This window comes from Streptomyces kanasensis (genome assembly GCF_043077165.1).
GTDB lineage: Bacteria > Actinomycetota > Actinomycetes > Streptomycetales > Streptomycetaceae > Streptomyces > Streptomyces changanensis.
Genome location: NZ_JBIBSF010000001.1, coordinates 282154 through 306427 on the forward strand (window position 1 = coordinate 282154; position 24274 = coordinate 306427).

The window sequence follows — 24274 nt, forward strand, 5'->3', positions numbered from 1 at the left end:
TACCTGTCCGGATAGCGGTCATGCGGCGGCGTGGCCGATTCTGCGGCCGGGCCTGGGCGGGGAGTTGGCAGGGGCGCGGAGCGGAGGACATCATCCTTCCTCGTACGATCCGACTACCTGTTCGGTAAGAGGAAATGGGTTCGGCAATAGCCGCCGCATAAACCTCCCAGGCGCCGTAAGGCGCGGCTGGACGCCACGAACTGTCATTCCCGGTGGGCGTCAGTTCCGCACGCGCTCCCGCCTGGCACGCCGTTGCTGCGCAGCTGCCCTCTTGCACACTCACGCCTCCGTTCATTCGATTTCACCGTAGTGGAGTTCTTGACCCTCATGTGCAAACGCTCGAAGGCCCTCACCTTCACCGCCGTGGCCGCAGTGATGTGCACCGCCGGTTTCGCCCCGTCGGTCGGACACGCCGCCGAAGTTCCCGCCGGTGAGACGGTGCGCTCCTACGCCGAAAAACACGGACTCACCGCGGCCGACGTCATGCGCATCAACGCCCTGAACGAGAAGGCGCCAAGCCTCGGGCAGGCCGGAAAGCCCACGGGCTCCATGCCGCCGAACGGCTCCGCGTCCTCCAGGGCCACGGCGGACGGCGGGATGGAGACCCCGCCGGCGGAGCCGCTGGACCGGATGCCCGACCCGTACCAGGCCCACGGAGGCAGGGCCACGACCTCGGTCGGCAACTACATACGCAAGTGGCAGCAGGTGTACAGCCAGCGCGACGGTCAGCGGCAGCAGATGACCGAAGCGCAGCGAGAGGCACTCGCCTACGGCTGCGTCGGCGTCACGTGGGTGAATTCCGGAAACTACCCGACGAACAGGCTGGGTTTTGCGTTCTTCGACGAGAACAAATATGAGGCCGCCGTCAAGAACACCAGCCCCCGGCCCGGTGAAACCCAGGCCGAATTCGAGGGGCGTATAGCCAAGCAGAGCTTCGACGAGGAGAAGGGCTTCAAGCGGGCTCGCGATGTCGCGTCCATCATGAACAAGGCCCTTGAAAGCTCCAACGACGAGAACGCCTACCTCACCAAGCTCAAGGCGGAGCTCGGCAGGACGAACGACGCCCTGGCCAACGAGGACGGCCGCTCGAACTTCTACGCGGCTCTGCGCAACACGCCATCGTTCAGGGACAAGAACGGAGGAAACTCCGCCCCCTCCAAGATGAAGGCCGTCATCTACTCGAAGCACTTCTGGAGTGCCCAGGACCCGCGCAGTTCCGCCGACAAGAGGAAGTTCGGCGATCCCGAGAGCTTCCGCCCCAGCCAGGCCACCGGCCTCGTCGACATGTCGAAGGACCGGAACACCTCGCGCAGCGCTACCAAGCCCGGCGAGAGCTTCGTCAACTTCGACTACGGCTGGTTCGGCGACCAGAAGGAGCCCGCTGCCGACAAGACGGTCTGGACCCACGCCAACCACTTCCACAACCCGAACGGCGACATGGGTCCGATGAACGTGTACGAGAGCAGGTTCCAGAACTGGTCGTCCGGCTACGCCGATTTCGACCGCGGCGCCTACATGGTCACCTTCATCCCGAAGAGCTGGAACACCGCGCCCGACAAGGTGACGCAAGGCTGGCGGTAACCGTCCGCCGCTCGCTCCCGGCCACTCGCGGCGCCCGGGATTGCCTTCTGCCGGCGTGCTGAGGGAAGGCGACCGCTTCCCTGATCCACCAAGGGCGAGGCTCCCCGGAACCGTGTTCCGGGGAGCCTCGCCCTTGGTACCCCCGGCTCGCCGCACGGCACGGCTCGAAGCCGGTCACCAAACGGGGGCGGTCCGGGCGTAGAAGTCGACGCCGACAACGAAACCGTCGACACCGTAGCCCCGCGTCCGGAGGGACCGGCCATTCGTGATCACACCGCCGGTGTTGCCGCACTCCACGAGACGAACCGGGCCGACGGTCCCCAGGACGCAGTTCTTCACGTGGATGTCGGGACACGTGGGGTTCATCCGGTTGAGCTGCGGACATCGTTGCGGCCTCTCCGCAGTTGGCCATGCACATGGGTGGTCGGTGGGATTGGGGCAACACGGGGGTGAGACGGGGCAAAAATCGGAAAGCGATGCTCCTACGCGAGAGGCGCTCCTTCAGATCCGGGCGCTCTCCGACCCGGCGGTCATCGTGTGGCCTCCTGTCTGCCTGCGTGCGGCTTCTGACAGGTACCAGACTGCGACGGGCGCCCGGGCTCCGTCACGTGGTGGTGCCGCAGCAGCACAGAGGACGGGAGCGGCGATCCCCGGCGGGGGCGGGACCGTCGGTGGTCACCGGTCCGGGGTCCGCCATTCCGGAGCGAGGACCGCCCAGACCTGCTTGTCGTGGCGCACGCCCGCGTACGGCCACGCCTCACGCCGCACGCCTTCCAGGGTCATGCCGAGCCGTCGGGCCACGGCGGAGCTCCGGTCGTTGTCGGCCCGGCAGTGCCATTCGGCCCGGTGCAGGGACCGGGTGGTGAACGCCCAGTCCAGGAGCACGCCACAGGCCCGCGTGACCAGGCCGTGGCCCTCGGCGGACGGCTCCAGCCAGCAACCAATCTCACACGACCCGAGGGCGGTGTCGAAGTCGGTGAACATCACTCCCCCGACCAACACGTCGTCCCGCCGAATGCCGTACAGGCGGGCGCCGTCGGCGGCCTGACGTTCGGCGTACCGCTGCAGCGTGGCCCGCGCCCCGGCCTCGTCGTCGGTGACGAACCCGGCCCCGACCCACGGCCGGATGTGTTCACGGGCGCGGTCCAGATGGTCGGCGAACTCCGCGGCGTGCCGGACCTCCAGCGGACCGAGGCGAGCACCGTCGCCCAGCGGCAGCGAGAACACGAGCACCTCCCCATTCACATAACATGCGTTACGGAAATGTATCGTGTCGGCATGCCACGCACCAGGGGAGATCACGAGGCCCGTCGGCGCGACGTCTCCGCGGCGGTGTGGCAGGTGATGGCCACACGCGGCTTCGCCGGCCTGACCCTGCGCGCCGTCGCCACCGAACTCGGCGCGACCACCGGCCTGCTCACGCACTACTTCCCCACCAAACGCGCCCTGGTGACCCACGCCCTCGACCTGCTCGAACGGCGGACCGGCGCCCGCCCCCGCCGCCGCACCGGTGGAGGTCTGGCCGCGCTGAGGGACGCGCTGCTGGACATCCTGCCGCTGACCCCGGAAGCCACCGACGGCAACCGGATCTGGGTCTCCTCCTGGGACACCGCGCTCTCCAGCCCGGAGCTGAGCGCCGACTACGCCCGCAAGTACGCCGGGAGCCGCGACGAGCTGCGCGACCGGGTGGCCGCGGCTCAGGAGCTCGGCGAGCTGCCTCCCGGCGATCCCGCACGCGTCGCGGCGGGCGCCCAGGCATTCGTCCTCGGCCTGGTGGTGCAGGCCCTGTTCGACCCGACGGCGTTCCCACCGCGACGTCAGGTCGCCCTGCTGGACGACTACCTGGCCGCCCTGGCCGCCCCGCGCCCCTCCGGCGGCGACCACGGGAGCCGAGCCCCCTCCTGACGCGGGGCCGGGGCGCGCCCGCGGCGGTGTACCGGGCGCGGGCCCGTGGCGGCGGGGGCCGTCGGGTCACGGCGTACGGTGTGCTCGCCCCGCAACCCCTCCCATACGAGCAAGCCCCTGGTCGCCCACCCGGCGTGGGAGGCGGGCAGCCGCCCCGAACCGCGCTGACAGAACGTTTCTCCACAGCGTGGCGCGTCCCGGTTCACAAGCGCTCCTGGGCGATGTCGCCCTCGTCGGGTCCGTCACCACCGCGGGACTTCTCCCGGGCCTGGAGCAGGCGCAGGCGGTCCAGCCGGCTGATCACGGGCGAGGCGGTCACCCCGTGCAGGACCACGGAGGCCACCACGGTCATGCTCACCACGGCCCACAGCGCGTCGGCCGGCACGCCGAAGCCGGAGTGGCCGAGCGCGTACGCCAGGTAGAACAGCGAGCCCACGCCGCGGACGCCGAAGAAGGCCGTCACGACGCGTTCGCGCGGTCCCGCGGGGCTGCCCGGCTGGGCCACCCAGGCGGTGAGGGGGCGCACCACGAGCAGCAGGAGAAGGGCGACGACCACCCCCTGCCAGGTCAGGGCGGTCAGGGCTCCCTGGGCGACGAACGCGCCCAGGAGGAAGAGGAGGGCCGCCGTGAGGAGCCGCTCGATCTGCTCGACGAAGTCGTGCAGCACCGTGTGGTAGCCGTGCGCCCGTTCGGCGGCCCGGATGCGGCAGGCGGTGACGAACACCGCGAGGAAGCCGTAGCCGTGGGCGAGCTCGGTGAGCCCGTAGGCGAAGAAGGTGGCGCCCAGGGCGACGAAGCCCTCCCGGTGCTCGGACAGCCGCATCGCGTGCCGGGAGGCGTGGAAGAACAGCCAGCCCAGGAGTTTGCCGACGGCGAGCCCCGCGAGCACGCCGACCGCGCACTTGTAGGCCACGTCGACGAGGAGCCACCGTCCGAACCAGTCGCTCACCGGCGTGGCCCCCGCGGCGGCCATCGCGATGGCCGCCATGACGACGGGGAAGGCGAGGCCGTCGTTGAGGCCGGCCTCGCTCGTCAGGGCGAACCGCACCTCGTCCTCGTCGTGCTCGGACTCGGTGGGCGCACCCACCCGGACCTCCGACGCGAGGACGGGGTCGGTCGGCGCGAGGACGGCGGCGACGAGCAGCGCGGCGGCCGGCTGCCAGCCGAGCAGCGCCCAGGCGGCCAGTGCGGTCGCGGCGATCGTCAGGGGCATGGTGATGCCGAGCAGCCGCCAGGAGGTGCGCCACGTGCGACGGCCGAAGGGGCGGTTCAGGGCGAGCCCCGCACCTATCAGGGAGATGATCACGCACACTTCCGTGACGTGCTCGATCATCGCGCGGTCGCGCACCGGGTCGATCTGCGGCATGGGGAGCGGCAGGAACTGGACGGCGAACCCGCACAGCAGGAACACCAGGGGCATGGAGAGCGGACGTCCGGCGACCAGCCGCGGTACGACCGCCGCCGCGAGCGCGCCCGCCCCGAGCAGGGTGAAGAGGAAATCAACCGAGGTCACCGCTCACGAATGCCCGCCAATGATCGATGGCACGCCGATCGGAGCCATGAATTCCGCTTCTGTCGTGGTGCGGCGTGTCCGCCGTGTCCGCCGTGTGCGCGTCGACGTGTCCGGGGGCCCTCCGTGTACCGGCTCCGCCCCGTGGGGCCCCGCCGGCCCCGTCCCGCCCCGCGCCGGGGCCCGCGAACCGGGTGCCGGCCGGAGTCCCGGCCCGAGGGCGAGTCGGGGGCGGGGCCGGGGCCGGGAGTCGGGGTCGGGGGGCAGGGCCGGAGGGCAGGTCCGGGGCCGGGCGGGGGGTCAGGGTGGGGAGCGGGTGCCCACGCCCCGGTGCCGGAACCCGGGCAGGTTCCGGAGACGGGGCCCGGCCGCGGCGCGGAAGAGTGCGGCACCACCCGGGTGACGCGCCGCGTCGCACGACGATGATCCGGCCGCCGCGGGGTAGGAGGACCGCGACCACCCCACCACTGCCACTGCCCCGAGGAGGCACAGGTGACCGATGACGCCTACTTGTTCCTGCTGGACGAGACCGCGACCCCGCTCGGCGTTCCGCCGGGCTCCGTCGGCGACCTCGCGTGCCTGGAGACCCCGGCCGTGCGGGCGTGGCTCGACGCGCACGGTGTCACGGTGACCTCCCCGCGCCTGCGCCTGGTGCCGCCGGAGGAGACGGCGGCGATCCCCGAGGGCGCGGAGCGGCTGCCGGTCCCCCTGGGCGACGACGAGCTGAGCCGTCTGCGGCACGGCAACGCCCCCGAGTCCGTCGCCCGCCTGGAGGAACAGCTCCTCGCCTACCGGGAGTACGCCGACGGCCGTGACGCCCTGCTCGGCCGGGCCCTGGCGGCCGGAGTGCCCCTGGCGCGCATCGTGGAGCTGACCGGCGAGGAGCCCCGCACCGTCGCCGCGGCCGCCCGGTGAGCCGTCGGCGACACGGCGAGCGGCGCGGCCCGGTCGAGCCGGGTGCGCGCCGCACGGTGGCAGCGTGAGCGACATGCCCAAGACCGCCCTGATCGTGATCGACATGATCACCACGTATGACCACAAGGACGCCGACCAGCTGCTCCCCTCCGCCCGGACCGTGGTGCCGGTCGTCACCGACCTGCTGCGCCGGGCCCGCGAGCAGGACGTCCCGGTCATCTACGTCAACGACAACTTCGGCGAGTGGCGCTCGCACCACGGCGAACTCCTCGACACGGCCCTGGCGGGGCCGCACGGGGACCTCGTCGAGCCGCTGCGGCCGGACGACTCGTCACTCTTCGTCGTGAAGGCGCGCCACTCGATCTTCTTCGAGACCCCGTTGACGTACCTGCTGCACCAGCAGGGCATCGAACGGCTCGTGTTGTGCGGGCAGGTCACCGAGCAGTGCGTGCTGTACTCCTCCCTCGACGCGCACATCCGGCACTTCGAAGTGGTGGTCCCCCGCGACGCCGTCGCCCACATCCACGCGGACCTCGCCGACGCCGCCCTGCGCATGATGGAGCGCAACATGGGCGCGCGCGTGTGCGAGAGCCGCGAGCTCTGGGCCTGAGGGACCGCGCGCGGACGCACCGGACCCGGCCCGCCGGACCGCACGGACTCAGGCCGGTGCGCGCACGAAGAGGCAGAACGGGTGGCCCGCCGGATCCGCGAGGACGTACAGCGGCTCGTCCGGGTCGTCGTACCGGTCGAGCAGCAGCCGTGCGCCCAGGTCCTCCGCCCGTCGCCGCTGCCTGGTCAGCTCGGCCGCGTCCGGGACGGTGAGGTCGAGGTGGGCCTGCATCGGGACGTCGTGGGCGGGCCACGTCGTCCGGGGCAGGCGTTCGACCTGCTGGAAGGCGAGCCGGTTCACCCCGTCGGAGGTGCGCAGCACGAGCCAGTCGGGCTCGTCGGGTGTGCCGTCCGCGGGCGGTTCGTCGCCGGGGCGGTACGTCAACCCGAGCAGGCTCCGGTAGAACTCGGCCAGCTCCCGGGGCCTGGTCGTGTCGAGCACGGTGTGCAGCAGCTGGGGGTACGGGGTCATGGGCCTTCCTGGGGATCTGTGGGTCGGTTCCTGACAGCCTTCCCGGATCCGGCCGGATGAGCCGCGCCCGTCGCCGTCACTCCCCCTCCCCTCTCCCCCGGCCCGCCCCCGTCCCCGCCTCGGCCTCCGCCGCTTGCCCGGCCCGCGCCGTGTCTACCGGCCCCGCACGGCGGAGCGGAAGCCGAGGGGCGTGTGCCCGGTGCGGTGCTGGAAGAACTTGCCGAAGTTGGTGGGGCTGGAGAAACCGAGCTGGGCGGCGATCCGGGCGACGGAGGCATCGCTGTGGGCGAGGACCCGTTTGGCCTCCAGCACCACCCGCCGGTCGACGAACTCCTTCGCGCCCAGTCCGGTGGCGGCGTACGCGGCCCGGGTGAGGGTCCGCGGCGAGTAGCCCAGCGCCCGGGCGTACTCCTCCACCCGCCGGCTGTGGGCGAAGTCCCGCTCGACCGCGTCCCGGAACCGCAGGAACGTCTCGTCGGGCTCCACGGCCGGCCCCGCGGCGGGCCGCGCCGCATGGGACAGGCGCAGGACGAGGACGGCGAGGAGGTGGCGCAGCGCGGCGGTGTGCGGTTCCAGCGGAATCCGCCCCAGGGCGTCGAACTCGTACCGCAGGTGGTCGGCGGCCAGCCGCAGCGCCTCCGCGTCGCGGTCCGCCGGGGTGTGGACCGCCACGGCGTACGGGTCGTCCAGGTGCGCGGCGGTGGCCGTGGCCGCGTCGAGGAAGTCCGTCTCGAAGAACACCACGACGCCGTCGGTCCCCGTCATGTCGTGCCACTGCTGCACCTGACCGGGCCGCACCCACAGCCACGAGCCCGGCGGGACGGTGTGGTCCACGAAGTCCACCGCGTGGCGCAGGACGCCGACGGACGGTGCCAGCAGGTGGTGGAAGGCGGGGCGCTGCGGCGTCTCCAGGCTCCGCCGTGGCAGCCGGGCGGCCAACGCGGCGAGCGATCCCACCTCCACGCCGGACGGCACGCCGGCCGGAGCGACGAAGGGCACCTCCCTGATCCGCTCCGCACCCCCGCCACCACCACTGTCCCCGTCCCCGCTCCGCGTCTGTCGCTTTTTGACCGTCATCAGTCGCCAACCTACCCCGGGGGGATGGCACTGACCTCGTACGTTGGAGGGGTCCGGAAGAGCGTGCCACCCGGTGGAGTCCGATAAGGGCGACGCCGTGGCGCGGTCGTCCCCCCGCGCGGACGTGCGGGTGGGGCGGTCCGGCCACCCGTGTCCGACGGGGCTCCCGTCACTCCCAGGAAGGAACAGTCGATGAAGATCGCGCTTTTCGGTGCCACCGGAATGGTCGGGAGCCGCATAGCGGCCGAGGCGGCGCGGCGCGGCCACGACGTCGTCGCGGTGTCGCGCTCGGGCGCGTCGCCCGTGGAGGGCCCGGGGGTGACGGCCGTCGCCGCGGACGCGGGCTCCGTCGAGGCCGTCGCGGCCGCCGTCGCGGGTGCGGACGTGGTGGCGTCGGCGCTCGCCCCGGTACGCGACGGCAGCGACCCCCGGGCGCCGTTCGCCGCGCTGTACGACGCGTTCCTCGACGGCGTCCGGCAGGGCGGCGTGCGCCGGGTGGTGATCGTCGGTGGCGCCGGCTCGCTGCTCGTCGAGCCGGGCACGGCCCTGGTGGACACGCCGGGCTTCCCGGTGGCGTACAAGGCCGAGGCGCAGGCCCACGCCGACCGGCTGGCCGCGCTGCGCGGGGTCACCGACCTGGACTGGACGTACGTGTCGCCGGCCGCGCAGATCGCCCCCGGGGAGCGGACGGGGGTGTTCCGGGTCGGCGGTGACGCGTTGCTGACCGACGCCGAGGGGAACAGCGCCATCAGCGCAGAGGACTATGCCGTCGCCTTCGTCGACGAGATCGAGCGGGGCGCGCACCCGGGCACCCGGATCTCCGTCGCGTACTGAGCCGGCGGACGGCAGGGTCGCGCACGGACCGACCGTGCCCGGCCCGGCCCTGCCCCCACCGCCCACTCCCCTCGGCACGGAGACGAAGACTGTTGACCACTTCCTCCGGTCTGCACTCCCCAAGGGACGCCGTGCGCAGGCTCGTGTACTTCTTCGCCACCACCTTCCGGCCCCGTCGCGCGTCACCGACCGGTCGGGGCGGCGGGCTCCCGCGCCACGGGCCGTCCGGCGCGAGGGCGCCGAGCACCGCGGCCAGCTGCGGCGGTTCCACCGGGTCGGCCAGCGTGGCGAGGTCCGGCCACGCGACCCAGGCGTGCGCGTCCAGGGCGGCCCGCTCGTCGGGGAGCAGACCGGTCCGCGTCAGGGGCGGGCGTTCCCCGGCGAACCGGGCGAGGAAGAAGTGCTCCGTCCCGACGTACCGCCTGCCGTTCCACCAGAGGTCCCTGTCGACGGGCACGGACCGGTCGAGGACGGCCGCCGGGTCGAGGCCGGTCTCCTCCGCCAGTTCGCGCCGTGCCGCCGTCAGCGGCGTCTCGCCGGGCTCGACGCCGCCGCCGGGTGGCTCCCACAGGTGCGCGCCGCCGCAGGGGTCGCGCCAGCGCAGCAGGAGGAGGCGCCGGGCGGCGTCCAGGCAGACGACCCGTGCGGCGGGCCGGTGCGTCGAGTCCATCCGGCCGACGGTAGGCGCCGCCCGGATGCCGATCAAGACCGGGGCCCCTCGCCCGGCCCTGGCCGGCGGCGGGACGGTGGGCGCGGCGCCGTCAGACGCCGACCGCCTCCTCCATCTCTTCCTCGGCCCCCTCGGCCGCCCCGGTCCGGTCGGCGCGCTGCACCGCCCCGGGCGTCCCGGCCGTCCCCGTCGGCCCCGTCGGCTCCACCTCCTCCGCGCGTTCCGGTACGGCGCGGTCGGCGGCCCCGTGGACGGGCCGGGCGGCATGCCGGGGCGGGGCGGCGTGGGCGCGTCGGGCCTCGGTGACGCCCGCGGCGACCATCAGGGCGACGCCGGCCAGGAACCACAGCAGCAGGACGAGGACGTGCCCGCCCAGGGCGTGGCCGTCGAAGTACACGTGCGCGCGGGCGCCCTCGACGAAGCCGGCGCCGTTCCAGAAGGCGTGCAGCGAGGCGAAGAAGCCGGGCTGGAGTTCGGGCCGGTAGATGCCGCCGGAACTGGTGAAGTTGAGCATGACGAACAGCACCATGACGCCGAGGGTCGTCCACCGCTTGAGGTACGTGTGCAGGCCGACGCCGATGAGGAGGATGCCGGCGCTGTACAGCCACGCCATCGCCCACAGTCCGCCCAGCCCCCGGTCGACGAGGTGGAAGACGGGTCCGGCGAAGAGGGCGCCGACGAGGCTGACGACGAGCGACATGCCGGCGGCGAGGAGGGCGCGGACGCGCATCGGCAGGACGGCTCCGGCGCCGCCGATGACGGCGACGGAGGCGTACGAGCCGATGCTGAGCGCGACGAGGAGGAAGAAGACGCCCTGGCCGGTGGGGTCGCCGTCGGAGAGGGGCGCGACGTCCGTGACCTTGAGGGGGGCGTCCTGGGCGGCGGCCACCTCGGTGAAGACCTTCTCGACGGCCATGGCGGTCGTGTCGGACGAGGCACTGGCGACGAGCAGCTCGGGGTGGGCGCCGGGGACGAAGGCGCCGAAGCCGGACCGTTCGCGCAGGGCGGTCACGGCGTCGCCGCGGTCGGCCACGGTACGGACGTCGAGGGCGCCGGCGCCCTCGTCCTGCAGGGTCTGGGCGAGCACCCGGGCGGAGGGTCCGGAGCCGACGACGTCGACGCGCAGGTGGTCGGGGGCGGGGGCGTGGAAGGCGCCGAGGTAGGCGAGTCCCATGCCGACGCACATCAGCAGCGGGGTGAGCAGGTGCCCGAGGACGTGGCGGAGCGCTCCCGGGGTGTTCGGTCCTGCGGACACTGGACCTCCATGGTTGGCTTTTACAACTAAAGAACCGTTGTACTATACAACCGAACCGGCAGCGCGTCGACCGACGGCGGGCCCGGTCGACGAGGGGTGCGGTGCACGATGGGCGACGACGCGCGTGAGACGTCCGTGGATGCCATCCAGCGGGAACTGACCGCCTTCGCCCGCCGCGCCAGGGCCGCGGCGGCCCGGCTCCACCCCGACCTGCCGCTCGTCTCGTACACGCTGCTCGCCCACATCCACGACCGGGCGGGGTGCAGCGCCACCGACCTGGCGGCCCACTACCTGCTGGACAAGTCGACGGTGAGCCGGCAGCTCGCCGGGCTGGAGCGGAGCGGCCTGGTGGAACGCCGCACGGAGCCGGACGACCACCGCGTGCAGGTGCTGCACCCCACCGAGGAGGGGCGGCGCGTCTTGGCCGCCACGCAGGCCAGCCGGTTCGCCGCCTACGAGGAACGGCTCCGGGACTGGTCCGCCGAGGACCTCGCCCGGTTCGCCGCGTACCTCGTCCGTTACAACACCGCCGTCACCTCCGACCCTCCGGACACCCCGCACAGCCGACCGCCCGCGGGGTGACGCCTCCCCCACCCGGGTCCCATCGGCCGACCCGTACGGCAACTGCCGCGCGCATGGGCCGGGTCACGCCCCTTCTCCTCGTATGCTGCGGCGGCACCTCCCGCCCGCGCCGCTCGCCGAGCGCCGGCGCGAGGCGGCACCCCCGGCCCCCGTCGCGGCCGGTGACGCGGTGACAGGCGCGCCCGTGCGTGCCGGGACAGGTACGAGGTGAGGAGAAGGATGAAGCCGACGACATGGGGGGTGGCCGCCGTCACGGCGGCGCTGCTGACCGGCACCGTGCAGGCGGGCCCCGCCGGGGCGGCCTCGCTCCCCCTCTGCCCGACGGTGTTCGGGCACGGCGGTTACCCCACCGGCCCGAATCCCTGGCAGCGGGACCAGATCCGTCAGCCCAACCACCCGAGGGGCCTGGCGCAGCAGAAGAGCTGGGGCGCGAGCGGCGTCGAGGCCGATCTCCAGCTCACCAAGGACGGTGCCACGGGCGTGATGTGGCACAACACCACGACCAACGGGCTGACCGGCACGCGCAAGGCCATCACGGAGCTGTCCTGGGAGTCCGGGGCCGACCCGCTCAAGGGCCGTACGATCACGCGGGGGCCGTACACCGGGGAGACCGTCTACACCTTCCGCGAGTGGCTCGACAGCGCCGCGTCCCAGGGAATGATTCCGCTGGTGGAGCTGAAGGGCGAGGCGAGGCAGTCGCTGCTCCACACCGACCCGGCGATCCGCGAAGCCGGATGGTCGGAGGTCATCTCGCCCATGGTGGAGCGGGTCGGCTCGCAGGACATCATGATCTACACGCATGACGCGACGCTGAAGCCGGAGCTCGAACGGCGCGTCCTCGAGGCCGGTCTCGCCTCCTCGCTCACGGGCCACCCGTACTGGGTCGACGGGATCGGCTGGGAGGAGCCGCCCCCCGCGGCCTCCGGCAACCACGCCTCGTGGGAGCAGGAGTTGGCGCTGCGCGGCTCGACGACCACGTCGGTGCGGATGGCCACGTCGTGGACGGCGGACTTCACCGCCTGGTTGAGCGAGAGGTGCCTCTGACACCCCGTCGGCAGCGGTCACCCGGACGGGACGGGCCGGGGGCCGTGCGTCGGCTTCGGCGACGGCGTCGGCGACGGCCGTCCGGCCGGGACGCGCCGCCGTCACGGCCGTGACATCGTGGTCCCATGACCATCGACGTGCGCCCGGCCACCGTGTTCGAGGACGTCCGCACCCTGGTCGGACCCAAGTCACCCGACGCGAACGTCTGCTGGTGCCTGAGCTACCGGCTCCCGTCCAAGGCCAACAACGAGCTACGCGGCCCGGCACGCGGCGCGTACGTCGCCGAGCTCTGCCGTACCGCGCCCCCGCCGGGCGTGATCGCGTACGACGGTGACGAGCCGGTCGGCTGGGCCGCCGTGGCACCGCGCTCCGCCACGTCCTTCGCCCGCAACCGCAGGATCCCGCACGTCGACGACCTGCCGGTCTGGTCCCTGTGGTGCGTCCGCGTCCGCCCGGGTCACCGGAAGCGCGGGATCTCGCACGCCCTCATCGCCGGCGCGGTCGACTTCGCCCGCGCCGAGGGCGCACCGGTCGTCGAGGCGTACCCGCTGGACAACGGCGGCGCCCGGGTCGACCTGACGATGGCGTACGCGGGGCTCCGCGCGAACTTCGTCGACGCGCCGGGTTCGTCCACGTCGCCGACACCACCTCGGTACTGGCCGGGCACCCGCGGGTCCTGATGCGCCGCGACCTGCGCTGAGGGCCCGGCGGCCGGCCGGGGCTCCGGGCCGGGCGGTACCGAGCCGGGGGGTGCGGCCGGTCGGAGCCCTCCGGTCGGCGGGGTCCGCCCTGCCCCTCAGGAGGGGCCGACCGCCAGCGAAGATCATCACTGAGGTCGATCAGGTGGGGGCCGCCGGAGCATGATGCTGGGGACATGACACAAGATCCCGGCATGCTCGCCCAGGAGACCGCCGACCGACTCGCCGGGGACGGCGTCGGCGCGGTCGTGGCCACGGTGGTCGGCGGCCACGCGGAGATCAGGGGTGCCGGACGCGTCGCGGTCGACCGGCCGGACACGCCCGGCGCGGACACCCTCTTCGAGATCGGCTCGGTGACGAAGGTGTTCACGGCACTGTGCCTGGCACGGCTCGCGGTGGCGGGCACCGTGGACCTGGACGAGCCGCTGGCCGCACTCCTGCCCGAGGACGCGGTCGTGCCGTCGCGCGGGGGCGCGGAGATCTCCCTGCGGCACCTGGCGATGCACACCTCGGGGCTGCCGCGGCTGCCGAAGGGCATGTTCCTGCGGTTGCTGCTCCGCCCGGGTACGCCCGACCCGTACGCCGGCTGCACCGCCCGCGTCCTGCTGCGCGGTCTGGCGAGGACCCGTCTCGACGCCCGGCCGGGAGAGCGCTTCCAGTACTCCAACCTCGGTGCCGGCCTGCTCGGCCTGGCGCTCGCCCGCCGGGCCGGCACCGACTACGCGTCGCTGGTGCGCCGGGAGATCTGCGCCCCCCTGGGTCTGGTGGACACCGTGGTGACCGTCGAGGCCGACCGCGCGGACCGCCTGGCCCGGGGGCACGACGGCGACCGGCGGCCCGTCCCGCCGTGGAACCTGGCCGACCTGGCCGGGGCGGGCGGACTGCGGTCGACGGCGACCGACCTGGTGGCCTTCGTCCGCGCGCAGTGGGACGGCCCGTCCGGGCCCCTCGCCGACGCCGTACGGCTCACCCGGGAGGCGGAGCACCCCACCGGCCCCTCCTCGTGGGCGCACCTCGGGTGGGTGGGCCACCGTCCGGACCCGGGCCAGGGCGGTCACCCGCAGATCTGGCACAACGGCGGCACCGGAGGCTTCTCCTCGTTCGTCGGCTTCGGCCCGGAGCGGCGGACGGCCGTCGTCGTCCTCGCCAACACCCGGACGTCGGTGGACGCCGCCGCCTCCGGGCTGCTCGCCACCCTGCAGAGGGAGCACGCCGCGCCGGCCCGGCCGTAGCGGTGGGCCGGCGCGGTTCCGGGGGCCGGTCGGTCCTGGACTGGGCCCGTCGGTCGTGAGGTGACCGGCCGTCCGGTGGCGGGCCGGTCGCGGGGACCGTCCGGTCAGCCCGCCCAGACGCCGGAGTTGGCCGTCGTGGAGGCGAAGTCGAAGATGAAGCGGGTGCCGTCCTTGACGTCGGTGGCGACGACCGTCCACACACCGGCCTTCGCCGTCTTGAAGGAGGGCTGGCACTGGCTCCCTCCGGAGGACGGACGGAAGCAGACCGCGATCTGCGTGGTGGTCTTGGGCTTGATGTTGATGTCGCTGCAGTTGGCGGTCGTGGTCAGGCTGGTGGAGCCGTTGTTCGGGTACCAGCGGTTGCCCGAGGGCTTGGAGTAGGACTTCGCGCTCCCGTAGCAGGACTCGGCCCCGGTCGGCCGGGCCTGCGCGGTCGGCGCGATCACCAGTCCGGCAACCAGCACGGCCGCGGAGAGCGTGCCCAGGGCGAGGTGCTTGTGCATGTCTTCTTCTCCTCCGGCAGCGGGACGGACGGGCCGGATCCCGCCCGGCCGGGCGCCGCGCGGTCCCCGTGCGCGCGGTCCCCCGCGGCGGGCGGCGTGGTGCGGCCGTGCGGCAGCGGTCGGCCCGCCACGATGGTGACACTCCGGTCTTGTGCCGGTAAGGGACGTTCTGGCCATGACGGGGCGGCGCCCGGCTGTCCCCGGTCGGGGCGGCCCCCGACGGGGAACAGCCCCCCGGGCCGTGGAAACGGGGCAGCCCCCGGACCGAAAAGCCGGTCCGGGGGCTGCTGCCGCGCCCCTGGCGTCGTACGCCGCGCCCGCGTCACACCTCGCCGCGCCAGGCGCCCGTCGGGGTGCCCCGCCCCTCGATGAAGGACCGGAACCGCTCCAGGTCGCCGCTGACCTGCCGCTTGACGAAACCGAGCTTGTCGCCGACCGTCTCCGCGACGCCGCTGGGGTCGAAGTCCATCTGGAGCATCACCTTGGTGGTGGTGTCGTCGATGCGGTGGAAGGTGACGACTCCGGCCTGCCGCGCCTCGCCGTCCACCGTCGTCCAGGCCACCCGCTCGTCCGGGATCTGCTCGGTGATCTTGGCGTCGAAGGACCTCTCCACGCCGTTCACGTTGGTCGTCCAGTGGGTGAGGGTGTCGGAGAGCTGCTCGATCCGTTCCACACCCTCCATGAACTGGGGAAACGTCTCGAACTGGGTCCACTGGTCATAAGCGGTGCGGACCGGGACCTTGACGGTGATGGATTCCTCGACCTGCGACATGGTGGCGTCTCACCTTTCGCTCGCCGCCGCTCCCTGCCGGGAACCACGGGCTTGCCTCTTCCGGAGACGCCCGTATACCCCCGACCCGGACGGCCATGACTGGGCGCCCGGGGAAACGGCCGGCGCCGGCCCGGGCGTCCGTGTGGCGCAGGGCCGCGCCACACGAACGGATGGACCCGCCCGCCCCGGCCCGTACCCGCCCGCGGGCGGAGGAACGATGGCGGGGACCTGCCACCCAGGGGCGACGGGGCCGCACACGCCCCGCCACGACGGAGGGACACGCGGATGACCGACCGCGACGACCGCGACGAGAAGATCGCCGAGTTCGGGAGGCTCGTCAACCTCTCGCCCCGGGAGTTGGAGGACTGGCTGGAACGGGACGAGTCCACGGCCGCGGGACAGCACCAAGGCGGCGGCGAGAGCACCGGCCACGCCTCCGGCCGCCGCATCGTCGGGCTGCTGCGCACCTCCCCCTCCGAGCTGAGCGACGACGACGTCGCCCACATGCGCAAGGTCGTCGGCTACATCAAGCGGCACCTGGCCCAGCGCCCCTCGGGCGACGTCACGGACACCCGGTGGCGCCACTCCCTGATGAACTGGGGCCACGACCCGCTGAAGGACTCCTGACACCCGGCGGGCCGGCGGCACCACGGGTGTGGCAGGGTCCGGGGTGACCGGCCCCGTCCCACGGACGGGCCGGCGCGTCGTCGTGGGTGAGGCCGTCGGAGGGGATTGTCGTGGCAGAGCCGTTCTCGGTGCCCGTCGTGGTGCGCGGCTACGAGACCGATACGCAAGGGCACCTGAACCAGTCCGTCTACCTGCAGTACGCGGAGCACGCCCGCTGGTCGCTGCTCCAGGAGGCGGGCATCCGGCAGGGCGACCTGCTGGGCAAGGGCCTCGGCCCGGTGGCCCTCGAAGTGACGGTGCGGTACCTGCGCGAACTGCGCGCGGGGGACGAGGTCCGGGTCTCGTGCACCTTCCTGTGGGGCGCGGGCAAGACCTTCCGCATCGAGCAGACGATCCGGAAGGCCGACGGCACGGTCGCCGCCGAGGTGACCGGCGTCGGCGGGCTGATGGACCTGGAGGCGCGCAGGCTGGTGGCGGACCCGCGCGAGCACTTCCGCGGCCTCGCCGACCGGCCGCAGGTCATGGGCGTCTGACCGGCCGACAGACGGGCCCGCGAGATCGGGGCGGTGGCGGGCGCGGAGCCGGGGCGGTGGCGGTGCCGGTGGACCACAGCGCAGGTCCGGCTCCCTGCCCGTGAGCGAGTGTCGCTCCGCCCCCCGGCCCGGCCCTCCCCGGAACAGGCCGCGCCCCGGCCCGGTCCCTCGCACCGGCCGCCGGGTGCTGGCCACCGCGACGGCCGGGAGGCGGGGCCCCCGGTGCGCCGGCACGGCCGGTCGCCGGCTTCGCCGCTGCCGCCCCGGGCCGAGGACCCGCCCGGGCCGAGGACCCGCCGGAGCCGGACAGGGGGGACATCGCCCTGTCCTCCTTCTCGTGTGGGCGGTGCAGTCGGGACCGGTGCATTCCGGGCGGGCGGGTACACGCGTCGATGTGGGCGAATGACCGACGGTGAAGGAGAACCGATGACCGACTCTTCGATGAAGGCTGTGGGCTGGGCCCGTTCCTTTCCCATCTCCGGTGGCGTGCGCGCGGGCAGGCAGTGGGCGCGCGAGCACCTCGAGTCGCTGGGGTGGACGAAACAGGCGCCGGAGACGGTCGATGACGTGCTGCTCGCCGTCTCGGAACTCATCACCAACGCCCACGTCCACGCGCACAGCTCCGCGCAGGTGGTGCTGACGTGGGACAACCGGTGCCTGCACGTCAGCGTCCACGACGCGGCGGGCGAACTGCCCGCTCCGCGCACTCCCGACACCACCTCGCCGGGCGGTCGCGGCCTCGCCCTCGTCGACGCCCTGTCCGACCACTGGCACACGCACCCCCAGAAGGACGGCAAGACCATCACGGCCTGCTTCACCCCGACCGGTTAGCGCTTCCCCGCCCTCCCGGGAGGCCCGGCCGGGTCACCCGGGAGGGTGGACCGTCCCCCGCCCGTCGCTGCGGGGACCCCCTGGCCGCCCTCACGAGGCGATGCTGCCGGGGTGACCGACACGCACCCCCACTCCCCCGACCCGGCAGGCCACCGGGACCGAACGGGAGTCCCGGTACGGGCCACGGCACGCACCCGTGCCCGGGCACGGATCCGGGCCCGCGTCCTGCTCGCCGCCGCGCTCGGCGCCGTCGCCCTGCTGCCCCTGTTGCCGCCGGGCACCGCCCCCGCCGGGGCCGCGCCCGCACCCCGCCGGGCGGCACCGCCCCGCACGCCGACGGCCGGGGAGGCGGGCACAGACCGTTACCTGGACGCCATCCGTGACGACCCGCGGCACCTGCGGGCCTTCTTCCGCCGCCTCCCCAAGGGCGCCGACCTGCACCACCACCTCGCCGGGGCGGTCCGCACCGAGTACCTGCTGCGCCTGGCCGCCGAGGACGGGCTGTGCGTCGACGCCACCATGACGGCCGTCCCCCCGCCCTGCGGCTCCGGCACCCGCCCCGCCTCCGACGCCCGCCGCGACCGCGCCTTCCGCGACGCCGTCGTGCGGGCCTGGTCGATGCGGGACTTCCCGCCCACAGGCGACGGCCACGACCACTTCTTCGCCACGTTCGGGCGGTTCGCCGAGGTCACCCGGCGCCACCGCGGCAAGCAGCTCGCCCAGGTCGCGAACGAGGTCGTCGCGCAGAACCAGTTCGCGCTGGAGACGATGGTGAGCCCCGTGCCCGAGGGCGCGCAGGCCCTCGCGGCCCGCACCGGCTGGGACGGTGACCCCGCCCGGACGCACCGCCGGCTCCTCACGGGCGGCGGACTGGACGCGCTGGTCACCGCGGCGCGCGCTGAGGCCGACGACGCCGACGCCGAGTTCCGCGCGGCGGCCCGCTGTACGACGGACCGGCCCGAACCGGGGTGCCGCCTGCCGGTCCGCTTCGTCTCCCACGTCCTGAGGGGCGGCCCGCCCGGATTGGTGTTCACACAGATGGCTCTCGGGATGCGCCTGGCCGAACGCGACCCGCGGTTCGTCGCGGTCAACCTCGTCCAGCCCGAGGACGGGGCCGTCGCCCTGCGGGACCACGACCTCCACCTGCGGATGCTCGCCCACCTGCGCGCCGCCTACCCGGGGGCGCGCCTCCCCCTGCACGCCGGCGAACTGTGGCCGGGCCTGGTCGCGCCGCGCCACCTGCGGTCCCACATCCGGCAGGCCGTCACCGTCGCCCGCGCGGAACGCATCGGCCACGGCGTCGGCCTCCGCCACGAGGACGACTGGCGGGACACCGCCCGCACCATGGCCGCGCGGGAGACCGCCGTGGAGGTCCCCTTCACCAGCAACGCCCAGATCCTCGGCGTGCGCGGCGCGGACCACCCCTTCGAGACGTACCGCCGCTTCGGCGTGCCCGTCGTCCTCGCCACCGACGACCCGGGCGTCAGCCGTACCGACATCAGCCGCGAGTACCAGTACGCCGCCAAGGCGTACGGGCTGTCCTACCCCGAGCTGAAGGACCTGGCGCGGGCCTCGCTGGAGTACTCCTTCTCCTCCGGCGGGAGCCTCTGGTCGGGCAACCCCACCCGTGACGGCTACCACCGCGTCCGTGCCTGCCGTACTTCCTGGCCGGGCGCGGCGGAGCCCGCGGTGGCCTGCCGGGCCCTGCTGGCGGCGAGCCCCAAGGCGGCGGTCCAGTGGCGCCAGGAGGCGGCCTTCCACCGCTTCGAGTCCCTCGGCGGCACGGGTGGCCCGGCCACGGCGCCGTGAGGTGCGCCCGCCTCCGTGAGGGGCCCGCACCCGTGCGGACGGCACGGACTCGGCCCGGGCGCCGGCTCCCGTGAAGTTCCGGCGGGAGATTTCGGCATGCTTGTTCGGAGTCGGGGTAGGCGCGCGGCACTGGCCATCGATGAAGGGCTGCCCGTGCTCACACCTGCTCCCCAGTACCTGCGTACCCTGCTCGCCCGCTACGCGGACCTGCGCATCGCACAGAGCCGCGGCGAGAAGGGGCTCCAGCACCGCTTGGACGACGTCGTCTACACCCTGTGCGTCGCCACCGGCACCGCGTGCGTCGACGACGCCCTGGCGGCCGCGGACGCCATGCTGGCCTCGCAGGCGCTCGGGGCGGACCGCCCCGTCCTCGCGACGGAGGGCGCCGAGCTCGCGGCCTGACCCCGAACTCGTCACGTCACCCCCACCCGCCCCCCGGACCGGCCACGCCGGTATCGGCCGGGGCGGGTCGGCATGTACGGGGCCGGGTCGGTCGGATCATGGCGGGGACCGGAGGGAGTCACGGCCGGCCAGGCGGGCGGCGGGCCGGGGAGGAGGGCGGGCAGCGGCCGGGGCGGGCGGCTGGGCCGCAGACCAGACGGCCGGGGCGGCTGCAGGCCAGACCGGACGGCCGGGGTCTGCGGGCAGGGTTGACCGGGCGGCCGGGGGCGCTGCGGCCGGGCGGCCGGGCGGTCAGCCGAAGAGGCCGTCCGCTCCCGTCAGTTCCAGCAGGCGGTCGACAACCGGACTGCTGGAGCGGATGACGACGGTCTTGCCTTCTTCGAGGGCCTGGCATCGCAGGCCCAACAGGGCGTTGAGGCCCGAGCAGTCGACGAACCGCACGGCGTGGAGGTCGAGGTCGATGCCCTGGGCGGAGCTCCGCAGCGTCGCGCGCAGGTCGTCGCCGAGCCGCCGGTCGGTGCTCAGGTCGAGCTCCCCCGCCACGGCGACCCGGACGCGCCGCCCCTCCGCGCGCACGTCGGCCGTCGCCAGTCGCGGTCCGGCACCCGCCGGCGGCTCGGCGTCCACCGCCGGTCTGCCCTCTTCCGCGGGCGCACGGTACGCATCCTCAGGCATGCCACGCCTCTCCCTCGCATCCGCCTCCAGGCTTTCCCTCTTGCCCACAGACGTCAACAGATACACGAAATCCTATACGTGCTTTTGAATGCGTGAAGACCGCCTCGTTAAGGTAGGGGCATGGACGGAGTACCAGAGCCGCACACGGGATGGACCTTCCTGACCAACCACGCCCGGGTCCTTGCAGCCATCGCCGACGACCACACGAGCCGCATCCGTGACATCGCCGCGCACTGCCGCCTCACCGAGCGCGCGGTCCAGAAGATCATCGCGGACCTCGAACGGGACGGTTACCTCTCCCACACGCGTGAGGGGCGCAGCAACACCTACCGGATCGACCCGAACAGGGTCCTGCGCCACCCGGCCGAGGCCGGGCTCACCGTGGCCTCGCTCCTCTCCCTCCTCGTCCAGGACGAGAGCGACCGCACCTCCCCCGGTGCTCCGCGCCAACCGGCGACCCGCTGAGGCCGGGTACCGCCCACGCCGCACGGGGCGCCGTCGCCGACGCCCGCCGGGCGAGGCGCTCCTCCCGCGTCGGGGGCGCCCTGCGGTCCGGGACACGAAGGCCGTGGCGCGTGGCACGGCGTCCGCCGGGGGGGAAAGTCCTCGGCGACACGGTCGTGCCGTCCGGCGCGTGGCCGGTACCGGTCGGTTGCCGCCGGCGGGTGGGAACCGGCGGACGGCCGGCGGCGTTCTCGTCCGTGAGCGGGTCGACCCCCGCTCACGGAAGCGATGGACGGGGACGACGTGATCAGTGACAAGGCCAGGACGCTGTTCGAGGCACTGGACCTCGACCAGGACGGGATCCTGACCCGCGAAGAGGTGATCACCGCCCTGCGCGTGAGGGGCCCGTCCCTCGCCGCCTCCGGGGACCTGCCGTTCTGGGGGCTGGGGGACTCCGACGCCTCCTCCGCGCTCTTCGACACCGCCGACCAGAACGGCGACGCGGTACTGACCCTGGAGGAGTTCGCCGCGGTGGTCGACCGGCGTTTCGGCTGGCGCTGACACCCGCCGGGACGACGCGGGACGGCGCGGGCGTCCCGGGGGCTTCCCGGGCGGACGGCAGGCCCCGGGGCGACGCCGATGCCGCCGTACCGTGCGGCACGGCCCGCAGGTACCCGGACGGCTCACCTGCCGCGGCACAGGGCGCGGTCGACGAGGTCGCGCTGCGCCCCCTCCTGGCGGGCCGCCGCGGCCGGGTCCGCCGGGCGGCTGTGGGCCGAGACGGTGACGGTCCGGCGGCCGTCCGTCGTGGTCGCGGCCAGGACGACGTAGCCGAAGCCACTCCCCCCGTGCCCGAGGTAACTGCCGCCGCAGGACAAGGGGGTGGAGAAGACGCCCAGGCCGTCCCGCGTCCCGGTGGGGTGGCCGCTCCCCTCCGGCACGGGCACGGTGGTCCGCATCGCGGCGAGCGCGGCCGGCGTCAGCAACCGCCCGCCGGCGAGCGCGGCGAAGAAGCGGTTGAGCTCGTGCGCGGTGCCGGTCATGGAACCGTCCGCCCCGGTGTCGAAGGGGCGGTAGGGGATCGTGGTGTCGACCAGGGGGCCGTCCTCGGCGAACTGCTGGTAGTCGGACGCGTGCGGCTGAGGGAGGAAGGGCCACGCGCCCGGGGTGTCCGTGCGGCGCAGGCCGAGCGGCCGCAGGACGCGCTCGTGGACCTGCTGTTCCCAGGAACGGCCCGTGACCTTCCGGATGATCATTCCGGCGAGGACGTAGTTGGTGTTGGAGTACGCCCAGCCGGCGCCCGGCGGGAAGGCGGGCTCGTGGCGGACGGCCAGGGCGACGAGTTGCTCCGGCCGGTAGGAGCGCCACCGGTTGGCGTGGTAGGTCCGGGCGCTCGGCTCGGGGAACACGTCGGCCGTGTAGTCGGGCAGGCCGCTGGTGTGCCGGAGCAGGTCACGGACGGTGATCTTCCGGCCGTCGATGCCGGCCCCGGAGACGACCCCCGGCAGCAGCTCCTCCACGGTCCGGTCGAGGGTGAGCCGCCCCTCGTCGACGAGTTGGAGCACGACGGTGGCGACGAAGGTCTTGGTGACGCTGCCGAGGCGCAGGTAGCCGTCCCGGGGGACGGGGCGGCGGCTGTGGAGGTCACCGACGCCGGAGCGGGCGGTGACCTCCCCCTCGGGGGTGTCGAGCCGGACGGACACGCCCGTGACCCCGGCGTCGCGCAGGGCGTCGGCGCCCTGCTGGACGGACCAGGCGGCGGGGGCGGGCGGCGGCGCGGCGGCCCTGGCGGCCGCGCCGGACGGCGGAACGGACAGGGCGAGGGTCAGGACGGCGGCCGGGACGCGTGTACGGCGGAAGATCATGATCCGAGACTAGGAACGGCCCCCGTCGCCGGCCATCCGGACCACCCGCCGGAGGAGCGGGGGTTGACCGGATGGACAGGGCGGCGGACCGCGCCGGGCGTCGGTCGCCCGGCAGGCGGCACCAGACGACCGGCAGACGCCAGCCGACCGGCAGGCGTCAGGACGTCAGGCAGGCGTGTGGGCGTCAGGGCGTCAGGCAGGCGGCGTCAGCCGGCCGACGGCTGGAAGAAGCGTTCCGCCGAGGGTGACCGCGTGGCGCTCCGGGACGGGGGCTCGCCGCAGAACTCCGCCTCGATCACGTCGACGTAGAGCTTCCCGTCCGGCAGCCAGTCGCCGTTGGCGTTGAACGTCAGCTGGTGCTCGCCGTCGACCGTTCCGACCATCGCGGACAGGGAGCCGTTGGTGCGGCCGCTCTTGCCCACCACCTCCACGCCGCAGGACAGCCGGGCGAACTCGACCCCCAGCCCGAAGCCCGTGCCGTCGTCCGCCGGCACCTCGTCGAGCATCCGCTCCAGCTGCGCCGGAGGCAGCAGTTCGCCGCGCAGCAGGGCACGGTGGAAGCGGTTGAGGTCGCCGGTGGTGGAGATGACGTCCCCGGCGGCGCCCAGCCAGGTCATGTTCTGCTCGGTGGCGTCGTGGATCGGCGCGTCGGGGGCGTCCCGGTGCAGACGGGAGTAGCCGACCGGGTGCGGCTGCGGCATCCGCGGCGACGTGCCGGGGAACGACGTGCCCCGCAGCTTCAGCGGCTTGATGATGCGGCGGGTGACCTCCTCGGCGTACGGACGGCCCGTCGCCTCCTCGATGACCATCCCGGCGATCACGAAGTTGGTGTTGGAGTAGACGGGCACCCTGCGCGGGTCGGGATGCGGCGGGTACCGCAGGGCGATCGCCACCAGCTCCTCGGGCGTGTGGGAGTCGTACCGGTGCTCCGGGAAGCCGGGGCCGGCGGCGTCGTGCAGGAACGCCTCGTCCTGCGTGTGGTTGGCGATGCCGCTCGTGTGGTCCAGGAGTCGGCGCAACGTCACCTCGGAGCCGTCGTAGCCGTTGCCGTGCAGCAGGCCGGGCAGCCACTCCTCGACGGTGTCGTCCAGGCTCAGCCTGCCCTCCGCCTCCAGTTGGAGCAGGACGGTCGCGATGAACGTCTTGGTGATGCTGGCCCCGCGGAAGTGGTCGCGGGTCGTGCGCGGGCGGCCCGTGGCCGTGTCGGCGTGGCCGGCCGTGGCGGACCACCGCCGGCCGCCGTCCCGTACCTCGGCTGCCGCCCCGGGCAGTCCGCCCTCCTCGACCAGCGCCTCCAGCGCCCGCCGGGTCGCTTCGTGGCCGTGGCCCGGAGGCACGGCCTGCGCGGTCGGCGCGAGCGTGGCGCACCCCACGATCACCGAAAGGGCCAGGGCTGACGAGGCGGTACGTACGGACCACTGCTTCATGG

The 24274-nt window shown here is 73.8% G+C and carries 26 protein-coding genes and 1 pseudogene; 16 read left to right on the plus strand and 11 right to left on the minus strand.

Annotation, left to right across the window (positions count from 1 at the left end; translation table 11 throughout):
* Nucleotides 1-309 precede the first annotated feature (309 nt).
* Complete coding sequence (locus tag ACF053_RS01175; protein WP_391951843.1) at nt 310-1581, plus strand: protein-glutamine gamma-glutamyltransferase; 1272 nt, start codon at nt 310-312, stop codon at nt 1579-1581.
* Nucleotides 1582-2256: 675 nt separating this feature from the next.
* Here ACF053_RS01175 and ACF053_RS01180 read toward each other — a convergent pair.
* Nucleotides 2257-2808, minus strand: coding sequence for a GNAT family N-acetyltransferase (locus ACF053_RS01180; RefSeq protein ID WP_391952614.1), 552 nt, complete (start codon nt 2806-2808; stop codon nt 2257-2259).
* Between the two features lie 51 nt (nt 2809-2859).
* Between ACF053_RS01180 and ACF053_RS01185 the strand changes: the two genes are divergently transcribed.
* Nucleotides 2860-3486, plus strand: a complete 627-nt coding sequence (locus tag ACF053_RS01185; RefSeq protein ID WP_391951844.1) for a TetR/AcrR family transcriptional regulator — start codon at nt 2860-2862, stop codon at nt 3484-3486.
* 202 nt (nt 3487-3688) lie between these two features.
* On the opposite strand, the gene ACF053_RS01190 is transcribed toward ACF053_RS01185, so the two are convergent.
* Nucleotides 3689-4999 (minus strand): cation:proton antiporter, encoded by a 1311-nt coding sequence (locus ACF053_RS01190; RefSeq protein ID WP_391951845.1) that lies wholly within the window; start codon nt 4997-4999, stop codon nt 3689-3691.
* Nucleotides 5000-5488: 489 nt separating this feature from the next.
* On the opposite strand from ACF053_RS01190, the gene ACF053_RS01195 reads away from it, so the two are divergent.
* Together ACF053_RS01195 and ACF053_RS01200 are read left to right on the plus strand one after the other, a co-directional pair.
* Entirely contained in the window at nt 5489-5911 is a 423-nt protein-coding gene (locus ACF053_RS01195) for a DUF6003 family protein (RefSeq protein WP_391951846.1), read from the plus strand.
* Nucleotides 5912-5984: 73 nt separating this feature from the next.
* Nucleotides 5985-6521: an isochorismatase family cysteine hydrolase gene (locus ACF053_RS01200; RefSeq protein ID WP_391952615.1), complete on the plus strand. Its 537-nt coding sequence runs from the start codon at nt 5985-5987 to the stop codon at nt 6519-6521.
* A gap of 48 nt (nt 6522-6569) precedes the next feature.
* Here ACF053_RS01200 and ACF053_RS01205 read toward each other — a convergent pair whose 3' ends face one another.
* Both ACF053_RS01205 and ACF053_RS01210 read right to left on the minus strand, forming a co-directional pair.
* Complete coding sequence (locus tag ACF053_RS01205) at nt 6570-6992, minus strand: VOC family protein (RefSeq protein WP_391951847.1); 423 nt, start codon at nt 6990-6992, stop codon at nt 6570-6572.
* A gap of 153 nt (nt 6993-7145) precedes the next feature.
* The gene (locus ACF053_RS01210) at nt 7146-8069 is read right to left on the minus strand and encodes a helix-turn-helix domain-containing protein (protein WP_391951848.1); all 924 of its coding nucleotides are present in this window, start codon (nt 8067-8069) and stop codon (nt 7146-7148) included.
* Between the two features lie 192 nt (nt 8070-8261).
* On the opposite strand from ACF053_RS01210, the gene ACF053_RS01215 reads away from it, so the two are divergent.
* On the plus strand, nt 8262-8903 hold the full coding sequence (locus ACF053_RS01215; RefSeq protein WP_391951849.1) for an NAD(P)-dependent oxidoreductase: 642 nt from the start codon (nt 8262-8264) through the stop codon (nt 8901-8903).
* Here ACF053_RS01215 and ACF053_RS01220 read toward each other — a convergent pair.
* Together ACF053_RS01220 and ACF053_RS01225 are read right to left on the minus strand one after the other, a co-directional pair.
* Complete coding sequence (locus ACF053_RS01220; RefSeq protein WP_391951850.1) at nt 8818-9573, minus strand: NUDIX domain-containing protein; 756 nt, start codon at nt 9571-9573, stop codon at nt 8818-8820. The genes ACF053_RS01215 and ACF053_RS01220 overlap by 86 nt on opposite strands.
* Before the next feature lie 91 nt (nt 9574-9664).
* Entirely contained in the window at nt 9665-10828 is a 1164-nt protein-coding gene (locus ACF053_RS01225) for a hypothetical protein (protein WP_391951851.1), read from the minus strand.
* Nucleotides 10829-10936: 108 nt separating this feature from the next.
* On the opposite strand from ACF053_RS01225, the gene ACF053_RS01230 reads away from it, so the two are divergent.
* From ACF053_RS01230 to ACF053_RS01245, 4 genes and pseudogenes are all read left to right on the plus strand, one after another.
* Nucleotides 10937-11410, plus strand: a complete 474-nt coding sequence (locus ACF053_RS01230; protein ID WP_391951852.1) for a MarR family winged helix-turn-helix transcriptional regulator — start codon at nt 10937-10939, stop codon at nt 11408-11410.
* Nucleotides 11411-11629: 219 nt separating this feature from the next.
* A complete protein-coding gene (locus tag ACF053_RS01235) occupies nt 11630-12454 on the plus strand; it encodes a glycerophosphodiester phosphodiesterase family protein (protein WP_391951853.1) in 825 nt (274 codons plus the stop codon).
* 125 nt (nt 12455-12579) lie between these two features.
* Nucleotides 12580-13154 (plus strand): annotated as a pseudogene (locus ACF053_RS01240) (GNAT family N-acetyltransferase).
* A 174-nt stretch (nt 13155-13328) separates the two neighbouring features.
* Nucleotides 13329-14384, plus strand: a complete 1056-nt coding sequence (locus ACF053_RS01245; protein ID WP_391951854.1) for a serine hydrolase domain-containing protein — start codon at nt 13329-13331, stop codon at nt 14382-14384.
* Between the two features lie 104 nt (nt 14385-14488).
* Here ACF053_RS01245 and ACF053_RS01250 read toward each other — a convergent pair whose 3' ends face one another.
* A complete protein-coding gene (locus tag ACF053_RS01250; RefSeq protein WP_391951855.1) occupies nt 14489-14887 on the minus strand; it encodes a hypothetical protein in 399 nt (132 codons plus the stop codon).
* 322 nt (nt 14888-15209) lie between these two features.
* On the minus strand, nt 15210-15659 hold the full coding sequence (locus ACF053_RS01255) for an SRPBCC family protein (RefSeq protein WP_391951856.1): 450 nt from the start codon (nt 15657-15659) through the stop codon (nt 15210-15212).
* Between the two features lie 285 nt (nt 15660-15944).
* On the opposite strand from ACF053_RS01255, the gene ACF053_RS01260 reads away from it, so the two are divergent.
* The 5 genes from ACF053_RS01260 (at nt 15945) to ACF053_RS01280 (ending at nt 19861) form a co-directional block, all read left to right on the plus strand.
* On the plus strand, nt 15945-16286 hold the full coding sequence (locus ACF053_RS01260; RefSeq protein WP_391951857.1) for a DUF3140 domain-containing protein: 342 nt from the start codon (nt 15945-15947) through the stop codon (nt 16284-16286).
* Nucleotides 16287-16396: 110 nt separating this feature from the next.
* Entirely contained in the window at nt 16397-16819 is a 423-nt protein-coding gene (locus ACF053_RS01265) for an acyl-CoA thioesterase (RefSeq protein ID WP_391951858.1), read from the plus strand.
* A gap of 426 nt (nt 16820-17245) precedes the next feature.
* Nucleotides 17246-17650: an ATP-binding protein gene (locus tag ACF053_RS01270; protein WP_391951859.1), complete on the plus strand. Its 405-nt coding sequence runs from the start codon at nt 17246-17248 to the stop codon at nt 17648-17650.
* Nucleotides 17651-17875: 225 nt separating this feature from the next.
* Complete coding sequence (locus ACF053_RS01275) at nt 17876-19459, plus strand: adenosine deaminase family protein (RefSeq protein WP_391952616.1); 1584 nt, start codon at nt 17876-17878, stop codon at nt 19457-19459.
* Between the two features lie 96 nt (nt 19460-19555).
* The gene (locus ACF053_RS01280; RefSeq protein ID WP_391951860.1) at nt 19556-19861 is read left to right on the plus strand and encodes a DUF5133 domain-containing protein; all 306 of its coding nucleotides are present in this window, start codon (nt 19556-19558) and stop codon (nt 19859-19861) included.
* Between the two features lie 291 nt (nt 19862-20152).
* On the opposite strand, the gene ACF053_RS01285 is transcribed toward ACF053_RS01280, so the two are convergent.
* A complete protein-coding gene (locus ACF053_RS01285) occupies nt 20153-20536 on the minus strand; it encodes an STAS domain-containing protein (RefSeq protein ID WP_391951861.1) in 384 nt (127 codons plus the stop codon).
* A 120-nt stretch (nt 20537-20656) separates the two neighbouring features.
* Between ACF053_RS01285 and ACF053_RS01290 the strand changes: the two genes are divergently transcribed.
* Complete coding sequence (locus ACF053_RS01290) at nt 20657-21001, plus strand: helix-turn-helix transcriptional regulator (protein WP_391951862.1); 345 nt, start codon at nt 20657-20659, stop codon at nt 20999-21001.
* A gap of 285 nt (nt 21002-21286) precedes the next feature.
* A complete protein-coding gene (locus ACF053_RS01295; protein ID WP_391952617.1) occupies nt 21287-21541 on the plus strand; it encodes an EF-hand domain-containing protein in 255 nt (84 codons plus the stop codon).
* A gap of 122 nt (nt 21542-21663) precedes the next feature.
* Here ACF053_RS01295 and ACF053_RS01300 read toward each other — a convergent pair whose 3' ends face one another.
* A complete protein-coding gene (locus ACF053_RS01300; protein WP_391951863.1) occupies nt 21664-22845 on the minus strand; it encodes a serine hydrolase domain-containing protein in 1182 nt (393 codons plus the stop codon).
* Between the two features lie 206 nt (nt 22846-23051).
* Nucleotides 23052-24272 carry a serine hydrolase domain-containing protein gene (locus ACF053_RS01305; protein WP_391951864.1) on the minus strand — a complete coding sequence of 407 codons (1221 nt, stop codon included), beginning with the start codon at nt 24270-24272 and terminating at the stop codon, nt 23052-23054.
* Nucleotides 24273-24274 lie beyond the last annotated feature (2 nt).